The organism is Pseudomonas fluorescens (genome assembly GCF_001902145.1).
GTDB lineage: Bacteria > Pseudomonadota > Gammaproteobacteria > Pseudomonadales > Pseudomonadaceae > Aquipseudomonas > Aquipseudomonas fluorescens_BV.
The window spans coordinates 277946-299953 of sequence record NZ_MRST01000024.1; the positions used below are offsets into that span (position 1 = coordinate 277946).

A 22008-nucleotide genomic window follows, 5' to 3' on the forward strand; every position below is an offset into this window, starting at 1 on the left:
GCTACGGGGATCAGCGTTGTTTGGTCCATTTTTGACTTAGGTAGAGCCTTGTCCGACAACCCCGTGGGGAATCATTTTGCCCCAGAGGAGTCGGAACATTGCTCGCCAACCTGGCATATAGATAGCTGGCCGTTGGTTTTTTGATCTGTTTTCGGCGAGGGTTGCTCGTGATTGTTAGTCCCTGTAATGCACCAAAATTGTCTGCCAAACGGTTACGAAACGCACTGGTGACGGGCTCTGCCCTGTTTTGCCTGTTCGGCGCGGGTCAACTGTGGGCGTTCAGTCTGGATGATGTGTCGGCCAAGGCAAAAGAGCTGGCCGGGCAGAAGTACGAAGCTCCGCGCAGCAATCTGCCGAACGAATTTCGCGAAATGAAATTCGCGGATTACCAGAAAATTCGTTTCCGCAATGAAAAAGCCGAGTGGGCCGATCAGAACACCCCGTTCAAGCTGTCTTTCTATCACCAGGGGATGCATTTCGACACCCCGGTGAAAATCAACGAAGTCACCGCCGACAGCGTGCACGAAATCAAGTACGACCCGACGCGTTTCGATTTCGGCGACGTGAAATTTGATCCTAAAGCCACCGAACAGCTGGGTTATGCCGGTTTCCGTGTGCTTTACCCGATCAACAAGGCCGACAAGCAAGACGAAATCATGACCATGCTTGGCGCCAGCTATTTCCGCGTCGTGGGCAAGGACCAGGTGTATGGCCTGTCTGCCCGTGGCATGGCGATCGACACCGCGTTACCGTCTGGCGAAGAATTCCCGCGTTTCACCGAGTTCTGGATCGAGCGACCAAAGCCGGGTGACAAGCACTTGGTGATTTTCGCGCTGCTGGATTCGCCACGCGCCACTGGCGCTTATCGTCTGATTCTGCGTCCTGGCACCGACACTGTAGTGGACGTCAAATCCCAGATGTTCTTGCGTGACAAAGTCAGCAAACTGGGCGTTGCGCCGTTGACCTCGATGTTCCTGTTCGGCGCCAACCAGCCGTCCAAGGTCCTCAACTACCGTCGCGAGCTCCACGATTCCAGCGGCCTGTCGATTCACGCCGGCAATGGCGAGTGGATCTGGCGTCCGCTGAACAACCCTAAACACCTGTCGGTCAGCAACTTCAGCGTCGAGAACCCGCGTGGGTTCGGCCTGCTGCAGCGTGGTCGCAACTTCAGCCACTACGAAGACCTGGACGACAACTACGACAAGCGCCCAAGCGCCTGGATCGAGCCTGAAGGTGACTGGGGCAAAGGCTCTGTCGACCTGGTCGAGATCCCGACCGCCGATGAAACCAACGACAACATCGTGGCCTTCTGGAGCCCGGCCGAACTGCCGGAAGTCGGCAAGCCGCTGGACGTGGCCTACCGCCTGCACTGGACATTGGACGACGCGGCTTTCCATTCGCCAGACAGTGCCTGGGTCAAGCAGACCCTGCGCTCCACGGGTGACGTGAAGCAGTCGAACCTGATCCGTCAGCCGGATGGCAGCGTGGCCTACCTGGTGGACTTCGAGGGCCCGTCCCTGAAGAAACTGCTGCCGGACGCCCCGGTACGTAGCCAGGTAAGCGTGGGTGATAACGCTGAACTGGTTGAAAACAGCGTGCGCTACAACGAACACACCAAAGGCTGGCGCCTGACCCTGCGTATGAAAATCAAGGACGCAAGCAAACCGACCGAAATGCGTGCGGCACTGGTGCAGGATATCGTGCAGCCTGAGCCTGAGTCGGTTTCCAACCATGTGCTCAAGGCCGATAAAGTCTTGGCCAAGCAGCATGAGAAACAGGCCAAGAAAGACGCCAAGGACAAGGAAGCCAAACAGCCTGAGGCTGCCCCAGCCACACCGGAGCCGATCAAGACCGAGCAAGTCCTGACCGAAACCTGGAGCTATCAGTTGCCTGCCGATGAGTAATTCTCAAGTCAAGCCAGAGACTCTGTCCGAGTACCTGGCGCATCTACCCATGACGGCTGAGCAGCGCGCCGAGCTGGCGGGCTGCAAGTCCTTCAGCGAGTTGCACGAACGCCTGTCGTCCAAGACCTTCGACGCACCGACCGACGCTGCCCAAGCGTCGGTTGGCCGCCGCTTGACCCTCAACAGCGCCGAAGAACTGCAAGACGCCGAGATGCTGGCGCTCGATGCCAGCGGTCGTGTGTGCCTCAAGGCCACGCCGCCGATTCGACGGACCAAAGTGGTGCCCGAGCCTTGGCGTACCAACATCCTGGTGCGCGGTTGGCGCCGGATGACCGGCCGCACAAACCCGCCCAAGCCACCGAAAGACGAGCGGGTACTGCCGGCTGCGCGCTGGCGTACCGTGGGCTCGATCCGTCGTTACATCCTGTTGGTGCTGATGCTGGGCCAGACCATCGTGGCCGGCTGGTACATGAAAGGCATCATGCCGTACCAGGGCTGGTCGCTGGTCGACTTCGACGAGATCCGCAACCAGACCCTGCTGCAAACCGCTACCCAGGTACTGCCTTACGCGCTGCAAACCAGCATTCTGATCATGTTCGGGATTCTGTTCTGCTGGGTGTCGGCCGGTTTCTGGACTGCGCTCATGGGCTTCCTGGAGCTGCTGACCGGTCACGATAAATACCGTATCTCCGGTAAAAGTGCCGGTGACGAGCCGATTCCCAAGGATGCGCGCACCGCTCTGGTGATGCCGATCTGTAACGAAGACGTGCCGCGTGTATTCGCCGGCTTGCGTGCAACGTTCGAATCGGTGGCCGCGACCGGTGACCTGGATCGCTTCGATTTCTTCGTGCTCAGCGACAGTAACGACGCCGACATCTGCATCGCCGAACAGCAAGCCTGGCTCGACGTATGCCGCGAAGCGGGTGGTTTCGGCAAGATCTTCTATCGCCGTCGCCGCCGTCGCGTTAAGCGCAAGAGCGGCAACCTCGATGACTTCTGCCGTCGTTGGGGCGGTGACTACAAGTACATGGTCGTTCTTGACGCTGACTCCGTGATGAGCGGCGAGTGCCTTACCAGCCTGGTGCGCCTGATGGAAGCCACGCCGGATGCCGGGATTATCCAGACCGCGCCGCGTGCGTCGGGCATGGACACCCTGTATGCGCGCATGCAGCAGTTCGCCACTCGCGTCTACGGCCCGTTGTTTACCGCAGGCCTGCACTTCTGGCAGTTGGGTGAATCCCACTACTGGGGCCACAACGCGATTATCCGTATGAAGCCGTTTATCGAGCACTGCGCCCTGGCGCCGTTGCCCGGTAAAGGCGCGTTTGCCGGTGCGATCCTTTCCCACGACTTCGTTGAAGCCGCGCTGATGCGCCGTGCCGGCTGGGGCGTGTGGATTGCCTACGACCTGCCGGGCAGCTACGAAGAACTGCCGCCGAACCTGCTGGACGAACTCAAGCGTGACCGTCGTTGGTGCCACGGTAACCTGATGAACTTCCGCCTGTTCCTGGTCAAAGGCATGCACCCGGTGCACCGTGCGGTGTTCCTCACCGGCGTGATGTCCTACCTGTCGGCGCCGTTGTGGTTCTTCTTCCTGGTATTGTCCACGGCCTTGCTGGCGGTGAACACCCTGATGGAACCGCAATACTTCATGGCCCCGCGCCAGTTGTACCCGCTGTGGCCACAATGGCACCCGGACAAGGCGGTGGCGCTGTTCTCCACCACCATCGTGCTGTTGTTCCTGCCTAAACTGCTCAGCATCATCTTGATCTGGGCCAAGGGCGCCAAAGAGTTCGGTGGCAAGTTCAAGGTGACCCTGTCGATGCTGCTGGAGATGTTGTTCTCCATGCTGCTGGCGCCGGTGCGGATGATTTTCCACACCCGCTTTGTGCTCGCCGCGTTCCTCGGCTGGGCCGCAACCTGGAACTCGCCGCAACGTGACGATGACTCCACGCCATGGAGCGAAGCGGTCAAGCGTCATGGTCCGCAAACCCTGCTGGGCTTCCTGTGGGCGCTGCTGGTGGTGTGGCTGAACCCAAGCTTCCTGTGGTGGCTGGTGCCGATCGTCGGTTCGCTGATGCTGTCGATCCCGGTGTCGGTGATTTCCAGCCGGGTCAAGCTGGGCCTCAAGTCCCGCGACGAGAGCCTGTTCCTGATCCCTGAGGAATACAACCCGCCGCAAGCCCTGCTGTCGACCGAGAAATACACCCACGAAAACCGTTGGCACGCCCTCAACGACGGCTTTGTGCGTTCGGTGGTAGACCCGCAGCAGAACGCCCTGGCCTGCGCCTTGGCGACCTCGCGGCACCGTGAGGCCGAGCCCATCGAGTACCTGCGCATGGAGCGTGTTCGCCACGCGTTGAAAGTCGGTCCGGCCGGCCTCAACAACAGCGAACGCCTGGCCTTGCTCAGCGATCCGGTGGCCCTGGCTCGTCTGCATGAGCAGGTGTGGAGCGAAGGTCACGCCGAGTGGCTAGGCGCTTGGCGTGCCTCGATCAAGGCTGATCCGCACGCGCCATTGCTGCCCCTGCAACCACAGTCGCCCCAGGCCCAACCGGCCTGATTCAGGCACCCCCGAAGGCTCGCTTCGGGGGTGTTTCAATCGCGGGTCCTACAGCGTTTTTCGCCTCTTCCTTTTTATTCCTAACTCCTTGTTATTTCGAAACAAAAGACCTTTGTTCGAAGCGTATTTCCGTGCCTGCGGCTGGGTTAGGATCGCCCCCCAAATTCGACTCGCCACGGGGGCATTCATGATCAAAAGGTATTGTTTGGCATTGCTGATGGGCTTCTTCCTGGGGGGGCACGCAGGTTTGCTTTACGCGGGCGCGCTGGACAACGCTGTGCGCCGTGGCGTGCTTAAAGTCGGCACCACCCCCAATAACGTCCCTTTCGAAATGCTCGATAAGCAGGGGCGCATCGTCGGCTTTGAGATTGACTTGCTCCATACCATGAGCCGTGCACTTGGCGTAGAGCTTGAATTGGTGGCAGTGCCTTACACGGATCTATTGCCGGGGCTGATGGCGAACAAGTTTGATCTGATTGGCAGCGGCATGACGGTCACTCAAGAGCGCAACCTCAAACTCAACTTCAGTGACTCGTTTGTCGTGGTGGGCCAGACGGTGCTGCTGCACCCACGCCTGGCCGGGAAGGTCTCCAGTATTGAAGAACTGGACGACGCCAGTTACCAGGTGGTTACCACCCAAGGCACCACCGGTGAAGCCGCAGCGCAACGCTTTCTCGTATCCGCGCGGCTCAGCAGTGTGCCCAACCCGGAAGAAGGCGTGCGGCAGGTCGTTGAAGGCAAGGCCGATGCTTTTATCCATGATGCGCCCTACAACCTGATCGCGATGAGTCGGCCACAGAACAGTGCATTATTGGCACTGGAGCAACCCTTCACCTTTGAGCCCTTGGCGTTTGGCCTGAAAAAAGGGGATTACGACAGCCTCAATTGGATCAACCATTTTCTCAACCAGATCGCCCAGGACGGCACCTACGATCGCCTGCATGACAAGTGGTTCAGGGATACGGCCTGGATAGCCGAGATCGACTGATCGTCATAACTGCTTACACATCAATCCCTAATCGAGAGGCCGCGCTGAAGCGTCTGGGCCTGTGCTTGGCCGGGTCGCTGTGAGTGTTTTCCGACACACGTCGATAACATTTACCGGTGAAACCTTTGTGGCGGACAACGAGTGGGTTAGGATCGCACCCCGAAATGGCGCAGCCCTCTTGTGCGCCAACCTTATAAGAATCGTTCAGGGGTCTTGATGATGAAAAAGTATCTTTCGATGCTGATGCTCGGCGTCACCGCGCTGCTCGCCGCCACCGCGGCCCAGGCCGGCGCCATTGATGAGGCAGTCAAGCGTGGCACGTTGAAGGTCGGCATGGACCCCACCTACATGCCGTTCGAAATGACCGACAAGCGCGGTGAAATCATCGGTTTCGAGGTTGACATCCTCAAGGCCATGGCCAAGTCCATGGGCGTCAAGCTGGAGCTAGTGTCCACCGGTTACGACGGCATCATCCCGGCCTTCCTGACCGGCAAGTTCGACATGATCGGCAGCGGCATGACCCTGACCCAGGAACGCAACCTGCGCCTGAATTTCAGCGAACCCTTCATCGTGGTCGGCCAGACGCTGCTGATCCGCAAGGAACTGGAAGGCACCATCAAGTCCTACAAAGACCTGAACGACGAGAAATACCGCCTGACCTCCAAGCTCGGCACCACTGGTGAAATGGTGGCCAAGAAGCTGATCTCCAAGGCCAAGTACCACGGCTATGACAATGAGCAGGAAGGCGTGCTCGACGTGGTCAACGGCAAGGCTGATGCGTTCGTCTACGACGCACCGTACAACGTGGTGGCCGAGAAGAAAGTCGGTAACGGCAAGCTGGTGTTTCTGGAAGAACCCTTCACGTTTGAACCCCTGGCGTTCGGTTTGAAGAAAGGCGATTACGACAGCATCAACTTCATCAACAACTTCCTGCACCAGATTCGTAACGACGGTACCTACGATCGCATCCATGACAAGTGGTTCAAGAGCTCCGAGTGGCTCAAGGACATGGAATAAGGCCTGACTGAACACTGCGTCGCGCCCTTCGCGAGCAAGCCCGCTCCCACATTTGACCGAGTTGCAACATGAGAATGCGGTCAAAATGTGGGAGCGGGCTTGCTCGCGAAGGCGGCAGGACAGGCGACAAAAAACTGGAAAGTGAAATGAAACAGAAAAAAGCCCAATGGCCCTGGCACCTGCTGACGGTGGTCGTGCTGGTCGGCCTGGCGGGTGCCTTGTACTACGCCACGTCATTGATGTCTTACGAATGGCGCTGGAACCGCGTCCCCCAATACTTCGCCTATCAAGCCGAGACTTCCCAGCGCGCCGCGGATATTTCCACGGTGGTAGAACTGGTGCGTAAAGGCGATACGGCTGAAGTCACCCTGCGCAACGACGCCGGAGTCGAGCAAACGCTCACCGTTGCCGATAACAGCCTGCAAGTGGCGCGCGGCGACGATGTGGCTGAAGGCGATGTGGTCGGCGTGACTCGGCAATGGGCGCTGGGGCCGTTGATGTGGGGCTTGTGGACCACGCTGTGGCTGTCGGTGGTGTCCGGCATCCTGGGTTTGGCGATTGGCTTGGCGACGGGGTTGTGCCGGCTGTCGAAAAACCCCACCTTGCGCGACCTGTCGACGATCTATGTCGAGCTGGTGCGGGGTACGCCGCTGCTGGTGCAGATCTTCATTTTCTATTTCTTTATCGGCACGGTGCTCAACCTGTCCCGGGAGTTCGCCGGGATCGCCGCGCTGTCGTTGTTCACCGGCGCCTACGTGGCAGAGATCGTGCGCGCTGGCGTACAGTCCATCACCCGTGGCCAGGACGAAGCGGCGCGCTCCCTGGGCTTGAGCGCCAGCCAGTCGATGCGCCATGTGGTATTGCCGCAGGCGTTCAAGCGTGTGCTGCCGCCCTTGGCCGGGCAATTTATCAGCCTGGTCAAGGACACCTCCCTGGTGTCGGTGATCGCGATTACCGAGTTGCTCAAGAGCGGCCGCGAGGTGATCACCACTTCGTTCTCGCCGTTTGAAATCCTGTTCTGTGTGGCGGGCTTGTACCTGCTGATCAACCTGCCGCTGTCGAAGATGGCCAGCCGGCTTGAGCGGAGGCTCGCCCAAAGTGATTGAAGTGCGCGATCTGGTAAAAGTCTTCGATACCCGTGGGCAGGTGGTGCGCGCGGTGGATCACGTCACCACCCAAGTGGCCAAGGGCGAAGTACTGGTGGTGATCGGCCCGTCGGGCTCCGGCAAGTCCACCTTCCTGCGCTGCCTTAATGGGTTGGAGGAATTCGACTCGGGTTCGGTGAGCATCGATGGCCTGCAATTGGCTGACCCTAAGACAGACGTGAACGCCTACCGCCGTGAAGTCGGCATGGTGTTCCAGCACTTCAACCTGTTCCCCCACATGACCGTGCTGGAAAACCTGTGCCTGGCGCAAAAGGTCGTGCGCAAGCGCGGCAAGCAAGAGCGCGAAGCCAAGGCCCTGGCGCTGTTGGAAAAGGTCGGGATTGCGCAGAAGGCCCACGAGTTTCCATCGCGTCTGTCTGGCGGTCAGCAGCAGCGGGTCGCCATTGCCCGAGCCCTGGCCATGGAGCCCAAGGTGATGCTGTTTGACGAGCCCACCTCGGCCCTCGACCCGGAAATGGTCGGTGAAGTGCTCGACGTGATGAAGACCCTGGCCCTGGAAGGCATGACCATGGTCTGCGTCACTCACGAAATGGGCTTTGCTCGGGAAGTGGCAGACCGGGTGTTGTTTTTCGATCACGGCAAACTGCTGGAAGACGCCGCCCCGGCCGAGTTCTTCAATTCGCCAAAAGACCCGCGTGCCCAGGCCTTCCTGCGCCAGGTCCTATAACTGTAGGAGCGAGCTTGCTCGCGAAGAACGTCAACGATAACGCAGCGCACCCTGAATGAACGCGGCGGCCTTGGGTTTTTCGCGAGCAAGCTCGCTCCTACAGTGGTGGTGTTTCAGAGCTTGAATTTGTCGACCAGCGTCTGCAAATCCAGGCTCAACCTCGTCAACTGCACACTCGCCGCTGCCGTTTCCTCGCTGGCGGCGGCGGTCTGTTCCGATACGTCCCGTACCTTCAGCACACTGCGATTGATCTCTTCGGCCACCGCGCTTTGCTGCTCGGCGGCGGCGGCAATCTGCGGGTTCATCTCCTGGATGATTGATACCGTGCGGGCAATCGCCGCCAAGGCGTCGCCGGCGTCGCGGGTCAGGGCGACGCTGTTGTCGGTCAGGTTGCGGCTGCTGTCCATGATGTCTGCCACCTGTTGGGTGCCGTTATGCAGGCCGAGGATCAGCCCTTCGATCTCCTCTGCCGATTCCTGAGTGCGTTGGGCCAGGCTGCGCACTTCGTCGGCGACCACGGCAAAGCCTTGGCCGGCAGTGCCTGCACGCGCCGCTTCGATGGCGGCGTTCAGGGCCAGCAGGTTGGTCTGCTGAGAAACAGACTTGATCACGTCCAGCACACTGGCGATCTTCTGGCTCTCCTGTTGCAGCGCGAGCATCGCACGGCCCGACAGCGCCATTTCACTGGCCAGATTGCCAATCTGCTCCACGGCCTGGGTGACCACCTGCTCACCGGCGCCGGCCTGCTGGTCGGCTTCATTGGCCGCCACCGAGGCGCGTTCGGCGTGGCGCGCCACTTCCTGGGCAGTGGCGAGCATTTCATTCATTGCCGTCGCTACCTGGTCGGTTTCATCTTTCTGCTCGTTGAGCCCGCTGCGGGTCTGCTCGGTGACGGTGGATAACTGCGTGGCCGCTCCGGCGATCTGCCGGGCGCTGTCACCGATACTGCTGATCAGGCTACGCAGGCTGCGGGTCATTTGCCCGATGCTTTGCTGCAACTGGCCGAGTTCGTCGCGACGGTCGACCGCCATGTCATGGCTGAGGTCGCCCTCGGCAACGCGATGGGCGGCGCCGAGGATCTCCCGCAATGGCGCCGCAATCTGCCGGGCGATCCACCAGGCGGCCAGCGCGCCCAGTGCCAGGGCGGCCACTGTCACGCTGATCAGCAACGTACGGGTTTGGTCCGCCTCGTTGTTGCGCTTGGCGTTCTGGCTCTGGCTCAGCAGATTGCTCTTGTCCCGCAGCTCGTTGAGTTGCTGTTCGAAGCTGTTTTGCACGGTTTCGGTATCGAGCTGGGCTTGCTTGAGCTTTATCAGTTGCTCACGGTAGTTGGCCAAATCGGTCTTGAGCAGCGTCGAGTCCACCGGGAGCGCGGTGACGGAAGCCAGCGCGGCCTGCAGTTCATCAAGCGACTGGTCGAATGCATCGGCGTAGGCCTTTAATGTATCGGCCGCCCAGGCGGGGCTCTGCGCTCGGTCTTCGGCTTGCTCCATGGCCTGGCGCAGGTTCTCGATGGCGTCGAGGGCCTTCTCGTCATTTTGATCGGGCAAGTCACTGGCCAGTTGAGCGAGGGTGTCGCTGGCCTGCAGGGCGGACTTCTTGAGCGCCGGACGGATCTGCTCGCGCGCGGCCAGCAACGGTGGCAACTGTACGAGCGCGGCTTTCGAGCCCGACACCAAGAGAGCCGCTTCTTCCAGCCATTGTCGGTCGGTGGGGGCTCGCAAGCGGCTCGAAAGGTCGGTCAGATACTGGCCGATCTGTTCAATCCTCTGGTTCATCTTGCCCAGGCTGTTGCTGTCCATCAGCGTGCGGTACACGATGCGGTCGGCGCGCATGGCCTCGGCTTCGACAGCCAGATGGCCCAGGGTCGTCAGGCTATTGGATCGGTAAAGCACGGCGCTCAAGGCTTGCCAGCCCGTAGCGGCGATCAGGAAACTGAGGATCAGCACTTGGCCAAAACCCAGGGCGAGCTTGAGGCGGACGCTGGCATTGACCAGCACGCGGGTCAGCCGAGAAAACATGGTGAACCTCCGAATCAGAGAAAGCGTTTCGCAACACATGAAACGCTAATTCGATTCGGGGCCGTGGAGGGCTGATAACTGCGTAGGAAATTTCACAAGTTGCGGCGGCTTTGGTAAGCCGCCGCGTAGGGTAATTCAGACTCGGAAGCGTCCGACCAGGGTCTGCAGGTAGATCCCCAGGCGCGCCAGTTCGGCACTGGAGGACGCAGTTTCTTCGCTGGCCGACGAGGTTTGCTCGGAGATGTCGCGCACATTCAACACGCTGCGGTTGATCTCTTCAGCCACTGCGCTTTGTTGCTCGGCGGCGGTGGCGATCTGCGAGTTCATGGCCTGGATGGTCGAGACGGTGCGGGTGATATTGCCCAGCGCGTGGCCGGCCCGGCGCGTCAGCTCAACACTGCTCTCGGTCAGCCCGCGACTGTTGTCCATGATGGTTGCCACCTGCTGGGTACCACTTTGCAGGCCGACGATCAGCTCTTCGATCTCTTCAGTAGACTTCTGCGTGCGCTGGGCCAGGCTGCGCACCTCGTCGGCCACCACCGCAAAGCCACGCCCGGCCTCACCGGCACGCGCCGCCTCAATGGCGGCGTTAAGGGCCAGCAGGTTGGTTTGCTGGGCCACGGATTTGATCACGTCGAGCACACTGCCGATCTTGTCGCTTTCGCGCTTGAGTTCACCCATGGCCACCGTGGAATTACCCACTTCGGTGGCCAGGCGCTCGATCTGGGCGATGGCTTCACCCACCACCTGGTCGCCTTCACGGGCTTGCTGGTCGGCAGCCACGGCAGCTTGCGAGGCCTCTTCGGCGTTGCGCGCCACTTCTTGCACGGTGGCCGCCATCTCGTTCATGGCGGTGGCCACCTGGTCGGTCTCGACCTTCTGGCTGTTGACCCCGGCGCTGGTTTGTTCGGTCACGGCCGACAACTGCTCAGCGGCGCTGGCGATCTGGGTGACCCCGTCGCTGATCCCGCCGATCAACTCGCGCAGGCCCACGGTCATGCTTTGCATGGCGCGCTGTAATTGGCCCAGTTCGTCCTGGCGGCCCGATTCCAGGTTATGGCTCAGGTCGCCGGAAGCCACGCGCTCTGCGACTTTGAGGGTCTGATTCAGGGGGATGACGATCTGGCGGGTGATGGCCCAGGCCGCGACGATGCCGACGATCAGTGCCAGCACGGTGGCAAGCAGCAGCAGGTATTTGGCCTGCGCGGCATCTGCGTCACGCACGGCGGTCTGGGAGACGGTGAGTTTTTCACTGTGGCCCAGCAGGATGTCGCCTTGGGTGATCATGGTTTTCAGCGCTGCTGCGCTGGCGACCTGGGAATCGCGATACTGGCTGACGGCGGCGCGGTAGGCTTGCAGTGAAGCCCCGGCTTCTTGCAGGTTGGCCTGGTATTGCGCAGGCAACTGGCCTTGCAGTTCGGTGATTTTCTTCAGGGCGTTGTCGATGGCATCCAGGGCCGGTTGCTCGGCTTCGACCTTGCCGCTGTAGGTGTAGCCGCGTACCTGGAAGCGTGCTTGCTGGATCAGCTTGCTCTGCTCGACCACGCTGTTGAACTGGGCGACGCTGTCACCTTGCAGCAGGGCTTTTTCGATTTCGTTGATCTTGGCGACGGCATTGTCGGCGGTGTCGCCGAGCTTGCTGCGCGCACCCTCACGTTTAAGGCCCGCCTGGACCATGGCGGCGAAGGCCTTTTTGTATTGGTTCAAGGCTTCCTGCTGTTGCTCGACCAGGGCTTTGTCGTCAGGTTGCTCGATCAGCTCGGCGGCGGTCTTCAGGCCGCTGTCGAGTTGGGCGAGCAGGCCGTCGACCTTGTCCGTGCCTTGCTCGCCACGGCGCATATCGAAGTCCAGGCGTGCCAGGCGCAGGTCTTTGGTCAGGCCATTGAGGCTGGAAATGAAGCCCAGTTTGTCGCCGCGACTGATCACATCCCCCAGGCCGGTCCAGCCGGTAAAGGTGATCAACAGCGTCAGGAGCAACACCAGGCCAAAGCCCACGCTCAGCTTGCGGTTGACGCTTACATTCCCCAACTTCTCGGCTAACCAACGATACATGCTGCGAACTCCCCTGGAACAAGGCTTGGACTTATTCAAAGGCTATCGGCACGGGTGCGGGATTCTGTAGCTATGCACATCTGAACGCTAATGCTGTAGGAGCGAGCTTGCTCGCGAAAAACGTCAACGATAACGCGTGCTTCCTGAGTAAACGCGGCGCCTGTGAGTTTTTCGCGAGCAAGCTCGCTCCTACATTTAGATGAATGCTAGAACAGGCGTGCGAGCAGGGCCGTTACGGCGGTTTCGACGCGCAAAATACGCGCACCCAGTTGCACTGGCTGCAAACCGGCCTTGGCCAGCAGGTCCACTTCATAGGGAATCCAGCCGCCTTCCGGGCCGATCGCGAGGGTCACCGGTTCCTCGAGGGCTCGGGGGCAGGCTGGGTAATCGCCCGGATGGCCGATCAGGCCCAAGGTGCCAGCCGCCATGGCTGGCAGACGATCTTCCACAAACGGCTTGAAGCGTTTTTCGATAATGATCTCGGGCAGCACCGTGTCCCGCGCTTGTTCCAGGCCGAGAATCAGTTGCTCGCGCACCGCTTCAGGCTCCAGGAAAGGGGTTTGCCAGAAGCTTTTTTCCACGCGGTAGCTGTTGACCAGTACCACCTTGGGCACGCCCATGGCCGCCACCGTTTGCAGCACCCGGCGCAGCATCTTCGGGCGGGGCAGGGCCAGCAGCAAGGTCAGGGGTAGTTTGCTCGGTGGCGGTTGGTCGAAGCTTACTTGCAGTTCGGCTTCAGCGGCTTCCAGGCGCAGCAGTTGGGCATTGCCCATCAGCCCGCCAATGCGGCCCACACGCAGGGTGTCACCGACGGCGGCGCGGTGAACCTCCTGCATATGCACCAGGCGCCGATCACGCAGCACTACACGGTCGGCCGCGATGAAGTCGGCCTCTTCGAGCAGCAGCAGGTTCACGGCTGGGTCGCTGGCGGCTGGTCGTCGTCGGCAGGCGCATCATCCGGGTGTTCGCCACGCTTGCTGATCAAGCCGCTGAACAGGATGCCCACTTCGAACAGCATCCACATCGGCACCGCCAACAAGGTCTGGGAGAAGATGTCTGGCGGCGTGAGGATCATGCCGACCACGAAGCAGCCAATGATCACGTACGGGCGGATCTTCTTCAGGTACTTGACGTCGACCACGCCGATCCACACCAGCAACACGACCGCTACCGGAATTTCGAACGCCACGCCAAAGGCGAAGAACAGCGTCATCACGAAATCGAGGTAGCTGGTGATATCGGTCATCATTTCCACTCCGGCCGGGGTGGCGGCGGCGAAGAACTTGAAGATCAGTGGGAACACCAGGAAGTAGGCGAAGGCCATGCCGGTGTAGAACAGCAGGATGCTCGACACCAGCAACGGCACCGCGATGCGCTTCTCGTGCTTGTACAGGCCCGGCGCGATAAAGCCCCAGATCTGATGCAGGATCACCGGGATCGCCAGGAACAGCGAAACCATCATGGTCAGCTTCAAGGGCGTCAGGAACGGTGACGACACATCGGTGGCGATCATCGTCGCGCCGGCCGGCAGGTATTGGCGCAGGGGCGTCGAGACGAAGGTGTAGATCTGCTGGGTAAAGGCGAACAACCCGGCAAAGATGATGAAGATCGCCGCCACGCAACGCAGCAGGCGGGTTCGCAGCTCGGTGAGGTGCGAGACCAGCGGCATGTGCTGGTCGTTTTCCGGTTTATCAGCGCTCATGGGGCTCGCGGCGGCAATGTAGGGTCATGGGGCGCGGGCGACGCAACGGGCGTCGGCGCGGGCTCTGTCGGGGCGGGCACGGCTTGGGCAGCAGGTGCCGGCGCGATGCTCTGCTCGGCCACCGGTGTGACCGGCTTGGCTGGCTCCTGCACCGGGGAGAGAATCTTGCGCGCCTCCTGCTCCAACGACAGGATATGTTCGTTGTGCAATTGCCGGCGGATTTCGTCGGCACCGATTTCCCGTTCAACTTCCTGTTTGATCGCGTTGAAACTGCGCTTGAGGCGCCCGATCCACAGGCCGGCGGTGCGAGCGGCACCGGGCAGGCGTTCCGGCCCCAGTACCAGCAGGGCCACCAAGCCGACGAGCAGCAGTTCAGAGAAGCTGATACCAAACATTAGTCAGTGCTCACGAGTCTTTGCGGGTCGGCTCTTGGACCTTTTCAGCCTGCACGTCGAAGGTACGGCGCTCGGTGATCGGCTGGGTGGCCTGCGGGTGAGCAGGCTGGGCCGGTGGCACCGGGTTGGCGCTTGGCTCGGCTGGCTTTTCATCATCGTTCATGGCTTTGCGAAAGCCCTTGATCGACTCGCCCACATCGGTGCCCAGGTTCTTGAGCTTCTTGGTACCGAACACCAATACCACCACCACCAGAATGACGACCCAGTGTTTCCAGTCAAAAATGCCCATGCTTCAAATCCTCAAGTCTTAGTTATTCAGGCGGACGGGCGCGAGGCCTTCTCGGCGTGCCCGGACAAGCCGAAGCGCCGGTCCAGTTCATCCAGCACGGCCTGTGGGTGCTGCCCCAGTTGGGCGAGCATCACCAGGCTATGGAACCACAAGTCAGCGGTCTCATAGATTACATCGCTGTAATCACCGCTGATTTGCGCGTCCTTGGCCGCAATGATGGTCTCGACGGATTCTTCGCCGAGTTTTTCCAGAATCTTGTTCAGGCCCTTGTGGTACAGGCTGGCGACGTAGGAGCTGTCGGCATCCGCACCTTTGCGGTCTTCCAGCACCTGGGCCACACGGTTCAGGGTATCGCTCATGTTCAGTGTCCTGCTGGGTAGATGGCGTGCGGGTCTTTGAGCACCGGCTCCACAACCTTCCATTCGCCATTCTCGAACACGCGATAGAAGCAACTGTGGCGGCCAGTGTGGCAGGCGATGCCGCCGATCTGTTCGACCTTGAGGATCACCACGTCGCCGTCGCAGTCCAGGCGCAGCTCGTGCAGGGTCTGCACGTGTCCGGACTCTTCGCCCTTGCGCCACAGTTTGCCACGCGAACGTGACCAGTAGATGGCGCGCTGCTCGACGGCGGTGAGGCTCAGGGCCTCGCGGTTCATCCAGGCCATCATCAGCACGCGCCCGGTCTTGTAGTCCTGGGCAATGGCCGGCACCAGGCCGTCACTGTCCCACTTGATCTCATCCAGCCAGTCTTTCATGTTCGGCTCCGGCAATTTGCGACAGTGTATAACCGGATAGGCTATCGACGCACGATCAGATAAACGCCCACGGCGACCATGATGCCGGCTGGCCAGTGGCCAAGTTGGTTCAATGGCCCGCCGACCGCCAGCATCACGCCGCCCACCAGGTGCGCGGCGCCGAGCAGGCGCAGGAACCAATCGTCCTTGCGCTTGCGCCACGGTGGCGCCGGGTCCTTGGCGTGGGGCTGGGACATGCGCTCCAGCAGGTCACGGGTCATGTTGGCCAGGTGCGGCAGCTGTTCGAACTGGCTGTGCAGGTTGCCCAGCATGGTTTTCGGGCTCATCCGCTCACGCATCCAGCGTTCCAGGAAGGGTTGTGCGGTGTTCCACAAATCGAGGTCCGGGTACAGCTGGCGGCCCAGGCCTTCGATGTTCAGCAGGGTCTTTTGCAACAGCACCAGTTGCGGCTGCACTTCCATATTGAAGCGGCGCGCGGTCTGGAACAGGCGCATCAGTACCTGGCCGAAGGAAATATCCTTTAACGGTTTTTCAAAGATCGGTTCACACACGGTGCGGATCGCCGCTTCGAATTCGTTGAGCTTGGTTTCCGCCGGCACCCAGCCTGAATCAATGTGCAACTGCGCCACGCGGCGGTAGTCGCGCTTGAAGAAGGCGAACAGGTTGCGCGCCAGGTAATCCTGGTCTTCCGGGGTGAGGCTGCCGACGATGCCGCAGTCGATGGCGATGTACTGCGGGCTCCACGGGTTGACGGTACTGACGAAGATGTTGCCCGGGTGCATGTCGGCGTGAAAGAAACTGTCGCGGAACACTTGGGTGAAGAAGATTTCCACACCGCGTTCGGCCAGCATCTTCATGTCTGTGCGCTGGTCGGCCAGGGTCGCGAGGTCGGTGACCTGCACGCCGTAGATGCGCTCCATCACCAGCACTTTTGGTCGGCACCAGTCCCAATACACCTGCGGCACATACAGCAGTTGCGAGCCTTCGAAGTTGCGTCGCAATTGGCTGGCGTTGGCCGCTTCGCGCAGCAGGTCGAGTTCGTCGTAGATGGTTTTTTCGTAGTCGGCAACTACATCCACCGGATGCAGCAGGCGCGCATCGGCGGAGAAGCGTTCGGCGGCGCGTGCGAGGATAAACAGCCACGCCAGGTCCTGGCCGATGATCGGCTTGAGGCCCGGGCGAATGACTTTCACCACCACTTCTTCGCCGGTCTTGAGCTGCGCGGCGTGGACCTGTGCGACCGAGGCCGAGGCCAGCGGTTCGACATCGAAGCGGCTGAACACCTCGCTGATCTTCTGGCCCAGCTGTTCTTCGATCAGCGCCATCGATTGCTGCGAATCGAACGGCGGCACGCGGTCTTGCAGCAGCATCAGCTCGTCGGCGATGTCTTCGGGCAACAGGTCGCGGCGGGTGGAGAGGATCTGCCCGAACTTGATAAAGATCGGCCCCAGATCCTGCAACGCCAGGCGCAGGCTGGCGCCACGGCTCAACGGCGACGGCTTGCGCGGGAACCAGCGCCACGGCAGCACATAACGCACCGCCAGCAGGAACCACGGCAAGGGCAGGGCAAACAGCAGGTCATCGAGACGGTAGCGGATTACGACGCGCTGGATACGAAACAAACGGCGGACGGCGAGCAGCTTCATGCGTTATCGCTTGGATCAAGGGAACGGCTCAAGCGCTCGAAGCGGGCCTCGAGGCGTTCCAGGTCGATTTTGGCCTTGTCGAGCTCGCGAAAGCGCGCTTGCGCTTCCCGTTGCCCGACCAGGGTGCGCGATTCTTCGCTCAGGTATTCGGCAAGGTTCTGGTTGAGGCTGGCGAAACCTTGCTGGTACCAGCGCGAGCGGCTGCGCAGGTGCCCGCTGATCAACTGGGTGGCGACGGGGCCAATCCAGCGCGACAGTTCGTATTCCCAGTCCAGCTCCAGGTCTTGCAACACGGCGGCCAGGTCCATCAGCACCGCGCTGTCGCCTTCCAGTTCCACCTCGGGGCTGTGGAGGATGGCAGTCTTGTTGCGGCTCAGTGCCAGGTGCAACAGGCTTGAGGCTGGTGCACGCAGGGTGCAATCGGCCTCAGCGGCCCATTGAGTGGCGAGCAGCAGGCCTTCATCGCTGGGCAGGATAAACAGCTGCAAGGCGGGGCTGCGGCAATCGACGGCAATGACTTTGCCGGTCAGGTGCGCGAGCCGCGCCAGGGCGGTGCTGTCCAGGCGCAGTACACGGTTGAGGCCGTGCTCGACGCTGGCGAGAAGGCCTTGCAGCAGCATCAGGGCTTGATACCGCGGTGCAGGGCGACGATGCCGGACGTCATGTTGTGGTAGGTCACACGGTCGAAACCGGCCTCAACCATCATCGACTTCAGGGTTTCCTGGTCCGGGTGCATGCGAATCGATTCGGCCAGGTAGCGGTAGCTCTCGGCGTCGTTGGTGATCAACTTGCCCATCAACGGCATGAAGGCGAACGAGTAAGTGTCGTAGACCTTGGACATCAGCGCGTTGGTCGGCTTGGAGAACTCCAGCACCAGCAGGCGGCCGCCCGGCTTGAGCACGCGCAGCATCGAGCGGATCGCGTCTTCCTTGTGGGTCACGTTGCGCAGGCCGAAGGCAATGGTCACGCAGTCGAAATGGTTGTCGGGGAACGGCAGCTTCTCAGCGTCGGCCTGGACGAACTCGATATTGCCGGCCACGCCTTTGTCGAGCAGGCGGTCGCGGCCAACCTTGAGCATCGAGCCGTTGATATCGGCCAATACCACCTGGCCGGTCGGGCCAACCAGCTTGGAGAACTTGGCTGCCAGGTCGCCTGTGCCACCGGCGATGTCCAGCACCCGGTTGCCGGTGCGTACGCCTGACAACTCGATGGTGAAGCGCTTCCACAGGCGGTGCATGCCGCCGGAGAGCACGTCGTTCATCAGGTCGTACTTGGCCGCCACGGAGTGGAACACCTCAGCGACTTTTTCCGCCTTTTGGCTTTCCGGGACGTTCTTGAAGCCGAAGTGAGTGGTGGGTTCGGCATCGCTGCCTTTGCGCTGATCAGTCATATCGCTGTCACCAAAAGAGAATGCGGGACATGATAATCCCCAAGGCCTGCTTTGTCTTGGCAAGGCTGCAGGTAAGATAGGTGCTCATCGAGACCTTTTGCCGCATGGCGGGTGTTCTGAGTCGTTATAAAGAGGAGTCATTGCAATGGCCCGTATTACCGTTGAGCGTGAACATACTCTGGGAAAAGAACAGGCGCGGGCCAAGGCGGAGCAATTGGCGCGCAAACTCGAAGGTAAATATGGGGTGGAGTCTTCGTGGGCTGGCGACACCCTGAAGCTCAAGCGCTCCGGGGTCAAAGGCACGGTGTTGGTGGCCGATGATTCGCTGCGCATTGATGTGGAACTTGGCCTGCTGATGTCGGCCATGAGTGGCACGATCAAGTCCGAAATCGAGAAGGCATTGGATAAGGCGTTGGCCTGATACGGCTGTGCTTAGGGTGCCGATTCTAATTTTAAACCCTACTTTGTGCCCAAGCCCTCAACTCCTGCGGGCCGTCCGCCACCCAATTCTGTGTGAGGTGCACCATGGCCAAAGTTATTTTGAAGAAAAAAATCGACGTTCAGACCACCCCCCTGAGTGAGGTTAAAAGCTATGCCCGCAAGATCTGGCTGGCGGGTCTTGGCGCCTATGCCAAGGTCGGCAGCGAGGGCGGCGAGTACTTCAAGGAACTCGTTAGAAGCGGTCAACGTGTTGAAAGTAAAGGCAAAAAAGTTGTAGTTGAACAACTTGATGCCGCCAACAGTCAGATTGACCAAGTAAAGAGTAATGTCTCCGGCGTCAGGGGCTTGGTTGAAGTTCAGCTGGATAAAGTTGAAAAAGCTTTTGACACGCGTGTTGCAAGTGCCTTGAATCGAATCGGCATTGCGTCTAAACATGACGTGGAGACACTCTCTGCTAAGCTCGAAGAGCTGACGGCATTGCTCGAACGTGTCGCGCGTAAACACTAAGGAGACATCGGGATGGCTGTTAAAAAGACTACTCAGAAAGAAGGCAGCTCGTGGGTTGGGGAAGTTGAAAAATATTCCCGCAAAATCTGGCTTGCTGGTTTAGGCGTGTATTCGAAGGTTAGCAGTGACGGCGGCAAATACTTCGAGACTCTGGTCAAGGACGGCGAGAAGGCCGAGAAGTTGACCAAGAGCACGGTTGGTAAAAAAGTCGACGCCGCCAAGGCGAGTGCGGGTTCCGCCAAGTCGAGCATTTCGGATACCTGGGGCAAGTTGGAAGAAACGTTCGACAAACGCCTCAACAGTGCTATTTCGCGACTGGGCGTACCGAGCAAGGCGGAGTTGAAGACGCTGCACAGCAAGGTCGATACCTTGACCAAGCAAATCGAAAAACTCACCGGCGCCAAAGCGGCTCCCGCCAAGACCGCCGCAGCCAAGCCTGCAGCAAAACCGGCCGCTAAACCTGCGGCTAAAACCGCCGCTGCAAAACCCGCCGCGAAAACTGCTGCCAAGCCTCTGGTCAAGGTTCCCGCCAAATCAGCGGCTAGGGCTCCAGCCAAAACTGCTGCCAAACCTGTGGCTAAAACCGCGGCGGCTAAACCGGCGGCCAAGCCTGCAGTGAAAACCGCTGCCACCAAGCCTGCCGCTAAGCCAGTGGCCGCTAAGGCCGCAGCGAAACCGGCGGCTAAACCGGCCGTCAAGCCAATTGCTGCGAAACCAGCAGCCAAGCCGACGGCGGCCAAAGCAGCAGCCAAGCCTGCGGCGAAACCTGCCGTTGCCAAGAAGCCAGCAGTCGCGAAAAAACCAGCTGCAGCCAAGCCAGCAACCGTGCCAGCGCCGACTGCTTCGGCAGCTAACTCGGTGTCCGCACCGCAAGCGGCTGCTACCACCGCGGCTGCATCGTCGGCAACCCCGTCGTCCTCCAGCCAGTCCTGACTGTTCGGGATGTATAAACAAGCCCGGCCTGCGAAGGTCGGGCTTTTTTATAGGGTCATCAGGTGACAGTAACGCCAGGCTCCATCAGTTGTAAGTGATAGAAACGGTCACGGCGCTGACCAGGGTGCCTTGAGTGATGGCGGCACCGGTTTTATGGTAGTGCGCGCTGAGCCCCAGCACGGCCTTGTTGCTGCTTGTCGCAACGGTACGGCTGCGCTGGGCGGCGGTACCGTTAGCAGGGATACTCGCAGTGGGACTGCGGCTTGACAGCCAGAGAGCCGTGCCACCCGAGGTTCCCGTATTGGAGAACAGCGCGGCGTTTCCGGTGGACGGCGTACCCGAGAACAGGAAGATCACGTTGCGTATGTCCGATTCACAGTCGGCAGAGACGTCGAAATCGTGTGAGCCTGCGTAGACACTCTTGTCAAAGTCGGAAATCTTCACGGCAGGTAGTGTGATCGTGCGGCTCACATCACCGGCAGCCAGGTTGCAAGTACCGGCGTTGATCTGGCCTGTAAAGTGCAATGTGCCGGTGGTAGCGGCGAGTGCTGCGTTGACGGCCAGGCTGGCGGTGATTGCGAGCAGTAGGGGTAGCGTTCGAATGGTCATCTAACAGTCCTTGAACTTCAGTTGTAGGTGATGTTGACAGTGGCGGTGCTGGCAAACGTACCCGCGCTGACCGTGCCATTTTTGTGATAACCCGCGCCGAGCGGTAGAACCGCACGATTGCCGGAGACCGCGACCGTGCGCGTGTTGGTGCTGCCATCGGCGCCAATGGTTTGGTTCGCCCCACCGATGCGTGAAAACAGCCACAGCCCGGCGCCGCGAGCGGTGCCGGTATTGGCGAACAGCGTGGTGTGGCCTGGAGAGGGTGTGCCGGTAAAGCGAAACGTGACGTTGGCGGCGTTGCTGCAGTTTGCGGTCAGCTCGAAGTTGCGTTGACCGAGGAAGGTGGCGTTTTGAAGGGCGCTGGCGTTGATAGGGTCGAGCGGGATCGTTCGATTGACATCGCCGGTAGCCAGGTCGCAGGTGGCTGCGGGCCTGACAAACCGTATCGAGTGGCCGAGCCGGAGCATAAACCTGTCTGAGCCGTGCCCCATTTTGTCAGTATAGAAGTCACCTGCATTTATGATCCCTCCTGACACTTGCCCGATTTTGTAAAACTCGATCTCCGCGTTTGTGAAGCTTGTGTAAGTTCCAGGGTTTGTCAGAACAGTAGCACTGCGCATTGAGTAGGCATTGACCCTGCCATTGGGTTCTCTTAGATAAAGACGGGCGCCTATGCCAGCCGCTTCGGTTCGATAGATTTGCGTACCTGGAAACCAAGTTGTGTATCTTCCAGTGATGGTTCTCTGGGTATAGGTAGGGCAACGATATGAAAAGCCGGGGGCAGTGCCGCTAAATGCCTTCCGGGTTATCAGGCCACCAACAGGAAGGCTATCCGGTACGATGACAGTCGAGTCCATGGTGAGCGTATGGTAAGAATTAGGGTATCGCTCGCATGCCGCTTGAGCGGTGATCGATACGCCGAAAGTCAGTAGTACCGGTATGAGTTTAATCGAGTACTTCATCT

General features: G+C 60.2%; 21 protein-coding genes and 2 pseudogenes. 9 read left to right on the forward strand and 14 right to left on the reverse strand.

Translation table 11 applies throughout. The features are described from left to right. The first annotated feature begins 167 nt into the window (after positions 1 to 167). The 6 genes and pseudogenes from BUE92_RS15240 (at position 168) to BUE92_RS15265 (ending at position 8305) form a co-directional block, all read left to right on the forward strand. Positions 168 to 1904, forward strand: coding sequence for a glucan biosynthesis protein G (locus BUE92_RS15240; RefSeq protein ID WP_073525032.1), 1737 nt, complete (start codon positions 168 to 170; stop codon positions 1902 to 1904). Then, positions 1897 to 4475: pseudogene (mdoH, locus tag BUE92_RS15245) on the forward strand (glucans biosynthesis glucosyltransferase MdoH); the annotation flags it as partial. The gene BUE92_RS15240 and the pseudogene mdoH, both read left to right, overlap by 8 nt. 179 nt (positions 4476 to 4654) lie before the next feature. Beyond that, positions 4655 to 5455: a transporter substrate-binding domain-containing protein gene (locus tag BUE92_RS15250; RefSeq protein ID WP_073524665.1), complete on the forward strand. Its 801-nt coding sequence runs from the start codon at positions 4655 to 4657 to the stop codon at positions 5453 to 5455. A 219-nt stretch (positions 5456 to 5674) separates the two neighbouring features. Next, complete coding sequence (locus BUE92_RS15255; protein ID WP_073524666.1) at positions 5675 to 6472, forward strand: transporter substrate-binding domain-containing protein; 798 nt, start codon at positions 5675 to 5677, stop codon at positions 6470 to 6472. A gap of 146 nt (positions 6473 to 6618) precedes the next feature. Next, positions 6619 to 7578 (forward strand): amino acid ABC transporter permease, encoded by a 960-nt coding sequence (locus tag BUE92_RS15260; RefSeq protein ID WP_073524667.1) that lies wholly within the window; start codon positions 6619 to 6621, stop codon positions 7576 to 7578. Continuing rightward, a complete protein-coding gene (locus BUE92_RS15265; protein WP_073524668.1) occupies positions 7571 to 8305 on the forward strand; it encodes an amino acid ABC transporter ATP-binding protein in 735 nt (244 codons plus the stop codon). The genes BUE92_RS15260 and BUE92_RS15265 overlap by 8 nt, the downstream gene beginning before the upstream one ends. A gap of 113 nt (positions 8306 to 8418) precedes the next feature. Here the strand turns inward: BUE92_RS15265 and BUE92_RS15270 are convergent, their stop codons facing one another. The 12 genes and pseudogenes from BUE92_RS15270 to ubiE all read right to left on the reverse strand — a co-directional run bounded on the left by BUE92_RS15270 (position 8419) and on the right by ubiE (position 18554). Next, positions 8419 to 10326, reverse strand: coding sequence for a methyl-accepting chemotaxis protein (locus BUE92_RS15270; RefSeq protein WP_073524670.1), 1908 nt, complete (start codon positions 10324 to 10326; stop codon positions 8419 to 8421). A 135-nt stretch (positions 10327 to 10461) separates the two neighbouring features. Next, positions 10462 to 11334: a methyl-accepting chemotaxis protein gene (locus tag BUE92_RS29295; RefSeq protein ID WP_371915189.1), complete on the reverse strand. Its 873-nt coding sequence runs from the start codon at positions 11332 to 11334 to the stop codon at positions 10462 to 10464. After that, a pseudogene (locus BUE92_RS29300) lies at positions 11320 to 12378 on the reverse strand (methyl-accepting chemotaxis protein); the annotation flags it as partial. The pseudogene BUE92_RS29300 and the gene BUE92_RS29295, both read right to left, overlap by 15 nt. A 206-nt stretch (positions 12379 to 12584) precedes the next feature. Further along, positions 12585 to 13292: a 16S rRNA (uracil(1498)-N(3))-methyltransferase gene (locus tag BUE92_RS15280; protein WP_056782678.1), complete on the reverse strand. Its 708-nt coding sequence runs from the start codon at positions 13290 to 13292 to the stop codon at positions 12585 to 12587. Beyond that, positions 13289 to 14080: a twin-arginine translocase subunit TatC gene (gene tatC, locus BUE92_RS15285; RefSeq protein WP_034125559.1), complete on the reverse strand. Its 792-nt coding sequence runs from the start codon at positions 14078 to 14080 to the stop codon at positions 13289 to 13291. The genes BUE92_RS15280 and tatC overlap by 4 nt, the downstream gene beginning before the upstream one ends. After that, positions 14077 to 14475, reverse strand: a complete 399-nt coding sequence (gene tatB, locus BUE92_RS15290; RefSeq protein WP_073524672.1) for a Sec-independent protein translocase protein TatB — start codon at positions 14473 to 14475, stop codon at positions 14077 to 14079. Before tatB ends, tatC begins: the two co-directional genes overlap by 4 nt. A gap of 10 nt (positions 14476 to 14485) precedes the next feature. Next, on the reverse strand, positions 14486 to 14764 hold the full coding sequence (locus tag BUE92_RS15295) for a twin-arginine translocase TatA/TatE family subunit (protein WP_073524673.1): 279 nt from the start codon (positions 14762 to 14764) through the stop codon (positions 14486 to 14488). A 26-nt stretch (positions 14765 to 14790) separates the two neighbouring features. Then, entirely contained in the window at positions 14791 to 15123 is a 333-nt protein-coding gene (locus BUE92_RS15300) for a phosphoribosyl-ATP diphosphatase (RefSeq protein ID WP_003187881.1), read from the reverse strand. Positions 15124 to 15125: 2 nt separating this feature from the next. Next, a complete protein-coding gene (hisI, locus tag BUE92_RS15305) occupies positions 15126 to 15518 on the reverse strand; it encodes a phosphoribosyl-AMP cyclohydrolase (RefSeq protein ID WP_073524674.1) in 393 nt (130 codons plus the stop codon). A gap of 41 nt (positions 15519 to 15559) precedes the next feature. Further along, complete coding sequence (ubiB, locus tag BUE92_RS15310) at positions 15560 to 17164, reverse strand: ubiquinone biosynthesis regulatory protein kinase UbiB (protein WP_073524675.1); 1605 nt, start codon at positions 17162 to 17164, stop codon at positions 15560 to 15562. Next, positions 17161 to 17784, reverse strand: coding sequence for a ubiquinone biosynthesis accessory factor UbiJ (locus BUE92_RS15315; RefSeq protein WP_019820017.1), 624 nt, complete (start codon positions 17782 to 17784; stop codon positions 17161 to 17163). The genes ubiB and BUE92_RS15315 overlap by 4 nt, the downstream gene beginning before the upstream one ends. Continuing rightward, positions 17784 to 18554, reverse strand: coding sequence for a bifunctional demethylmenaquinone methyltransferase/2-methoxy-6-polyprenyl-1,4-benzoquinol methylase UbiE (ubiE, locus tag BUE92_RS15320; RefSeq protein WP_003171186.1), 771 nt, complete (start codon positions 18552 to 18554; stop codon positions 17784 to 17786). The genes BUE92_RS15315 and ubiE overlap by 1 nt, the downstream gene beginning before the upstream one ends. A gap of 145 nt (positions 18555 to 18699) precedes the next feature. On the opposite strand from ubiE, the gene BUE92_RS15325 reads away from it, so the two are divergent. The 3 genes from BUE92_RS15325 (at position 18700) to BUE92_RS15335 (ending at position 20435) form a co-directional block, all read left to right on the forward strand. Continuing rightward, positions 18700 to 18975 carry a polyhydroxyalkanoic acid system family protein gene (locus BUE92_RS15325; protein ID WP_073524677.1) on the forward strand — a complete coding sequence of 92 codons (276 nt, stop codon included), beginning with the start codon at positions 18700 to 18702 and terminating at the stop codon, positions 18973 to 18975. 104 nt (positions 18976 to 19079) lie between these two features. Further along, entirely contained in the window at positions 19080 to 19502 is a 423-nt protein-coding gene (locus tag BUE92_RS15330) for a phasin family protein (RefSeq protein ID WP_073524680.1), read from the forward strand. Between the two features lie 12 nt (positions 19503 to 19514). Further along, positions 19515 to 20435 (forward strand): phasin family protein, encoded by a 921-nt coding sequence (locus tag BUE92_RS15335; protein ID WP_073524682.1) that lies wholly within the window; start codon positions 19515 to 19517, stop codon positions 20433 to 20435. Between the two features lie 84 nt (positions 20436 to 20519). Here the strand turns inward: BUE92_RS15335 and BUE92_RS15340 are convergent, their stop codons facing one another. Both BUE92_RS15340 and BUE92_RS15345 read right to left on the reverse strand, forming a co-directional pair. Then, entirely contained in the window at positions 20520 to 21044 is a 525-nt protein-coding gene (locus tag BUE92_RS15340) for a fimbrial protein (RefSeq protein ID WP_073524685.1), read from the reverse strand. Between the two features lie 17 nt (positions 21045 to 21061). Beyond that, on the reverse strand, positions 21062 to 22006 hold the full coding sequence (locus BUE92_RS15345; RefSeq protein ID WP_073524688.1) for a fimbrial protein: 945 nt from the start codon (positions 22004 to 22006) through the stop codon (positions 21062 to 21064). Between the last annotated feature and the right edge of the window lie 2 nt (positions 22007 to 22008).

Excerpts from the sequence above, each read along its gene's own strand:
- BUE92_RS15250 (WP_073524665.1), top strand. The coding sequence starts at position 4,655 with ATGATCAAAAGGTATTGTTTGGCATTGCTGATGGGCTTCTTCCTGGGG.
- BUE92_RS15255 (WP_073524666.1), top strand. The coding sequence starts at position 5,675 with ATGAAAAAGTATCTTTCGATGCTGATGCTCGGCGTCACCGCGCTGCTC.
- BUE92_RS15260 (WP_073524667.1), top strand. The coding sequence starts at position 6,619 with ATGAAACAGAAAAAAGCCCAATGGCCCTGGCACCTGCTGACGGTGGTC.
- BUE92_RS15270 (WP_073524670.1), bottom strand. The coding sequence starts at position 10,326 with ATGTTTTCTCGGCTGACCCGCGTGCTGGTCAATGCCAGCGTCCGCCTC.
- BUE92_RS29295 (WP_371915189.1), bottom strand. The coding sequence starts at position 11,334 with ATGCAAAGCATGACCGTGGGCCTGCGCGAGTTGATCGGCGGGATCAGC.
- tatC (WP_034125559.1), bottom strand. The coding sequence starts at position 14,080 with ATGAGCGCTGATAAACCGGAAAACGACCAGCACATGCCGCTGGTCTCG.
- tatB (WP_073524672.1), bottom strand. The coding sequence starts at position 14,475 with ATGTTTGGTATCAGCTTCTCTGAACTGCTGCTCGTCGGCTTGGTGGCC.
- BUE92_RS15295 (WP_073524673.1), bottom strand. The coding sequence starts at position 14,764 with ATGGGCATTTTTGACTGGAAACACTGGGTCGTCATTCTGGTGGTGGTG.
- BUE92_RS15300 (WP_003187881.1), bottom strand. The coding sequence starts at position 15,123 with ATGAGCGATACCCTGAACCGTGTGGCCCAGGTGCTGGAAGACCGCAAA.
- hisI (WP_073524674.1), bottom strand. The coding sequence starts at position 15,518 with ATGAAAGACTGGCTGGATGAGATCAAGTGGGACAGTGACGGCCTGGTG.
- ubiB (WP_073524675.1), bottom strand. The coding sequence starts at position 17,164 with ATGAAGCTGCTCGCCGTCCGCCGTTTGTTTCGTATCCAGCGCGTCGTA.
- BUE92_RS15315 (WP_019820017.1), bottom strand. The coding sequence starts at position 17,784 with ATGCTGCTGCAAGGCCTTCTCGCCAGCGTCGAGCACGGCCTCAACCGT.
- ubiE (WP_003171186.1), bottom strand. The coding sequence starts at position 18,554 with ATGACTGATCAGCGCAAAGGCAGCGATGCCGAACCCACCACTCACTTC.
- BUE92_RS15325 (WP_073524677.1), top strand. The coding sequence starts at position 18,700 with ATGGCCCGTATTACCGTTGAGCGTGAACATACTCTGGGAAAAGAACAG.
- BUE92_RS15330 (WP_073524680.1), top strand. The coding sequence starts at position 19,080 with ATGGCCAAAGTTATTTTGAAGAAAAAAATCGACGTTCAGACCACCCCC.
- BUE92_RS15335 (WP_073524682.1), top strand. The coding sequence starts at position 19,515 with ATGGCTGTTAAAAAGACTACTCAGAAAGAAGGCAGCTCGTGGGTTGGG.
- BUE92_RS15340 (WP_073524685.1), bottom strand. The coding sequence starts at position 21,044 with ATGACCATTCGAACGCTACCCCTACTGCTCGCAATCACCGCCAGCCTG.
- BUE92_RS15345 (WP_073524688.1), bottom strand. The coding sequence starts at position 22,006 with ATGAAGTACTCGATTAAACTCATACCGGTACTACTGACTTTCGGCGTA.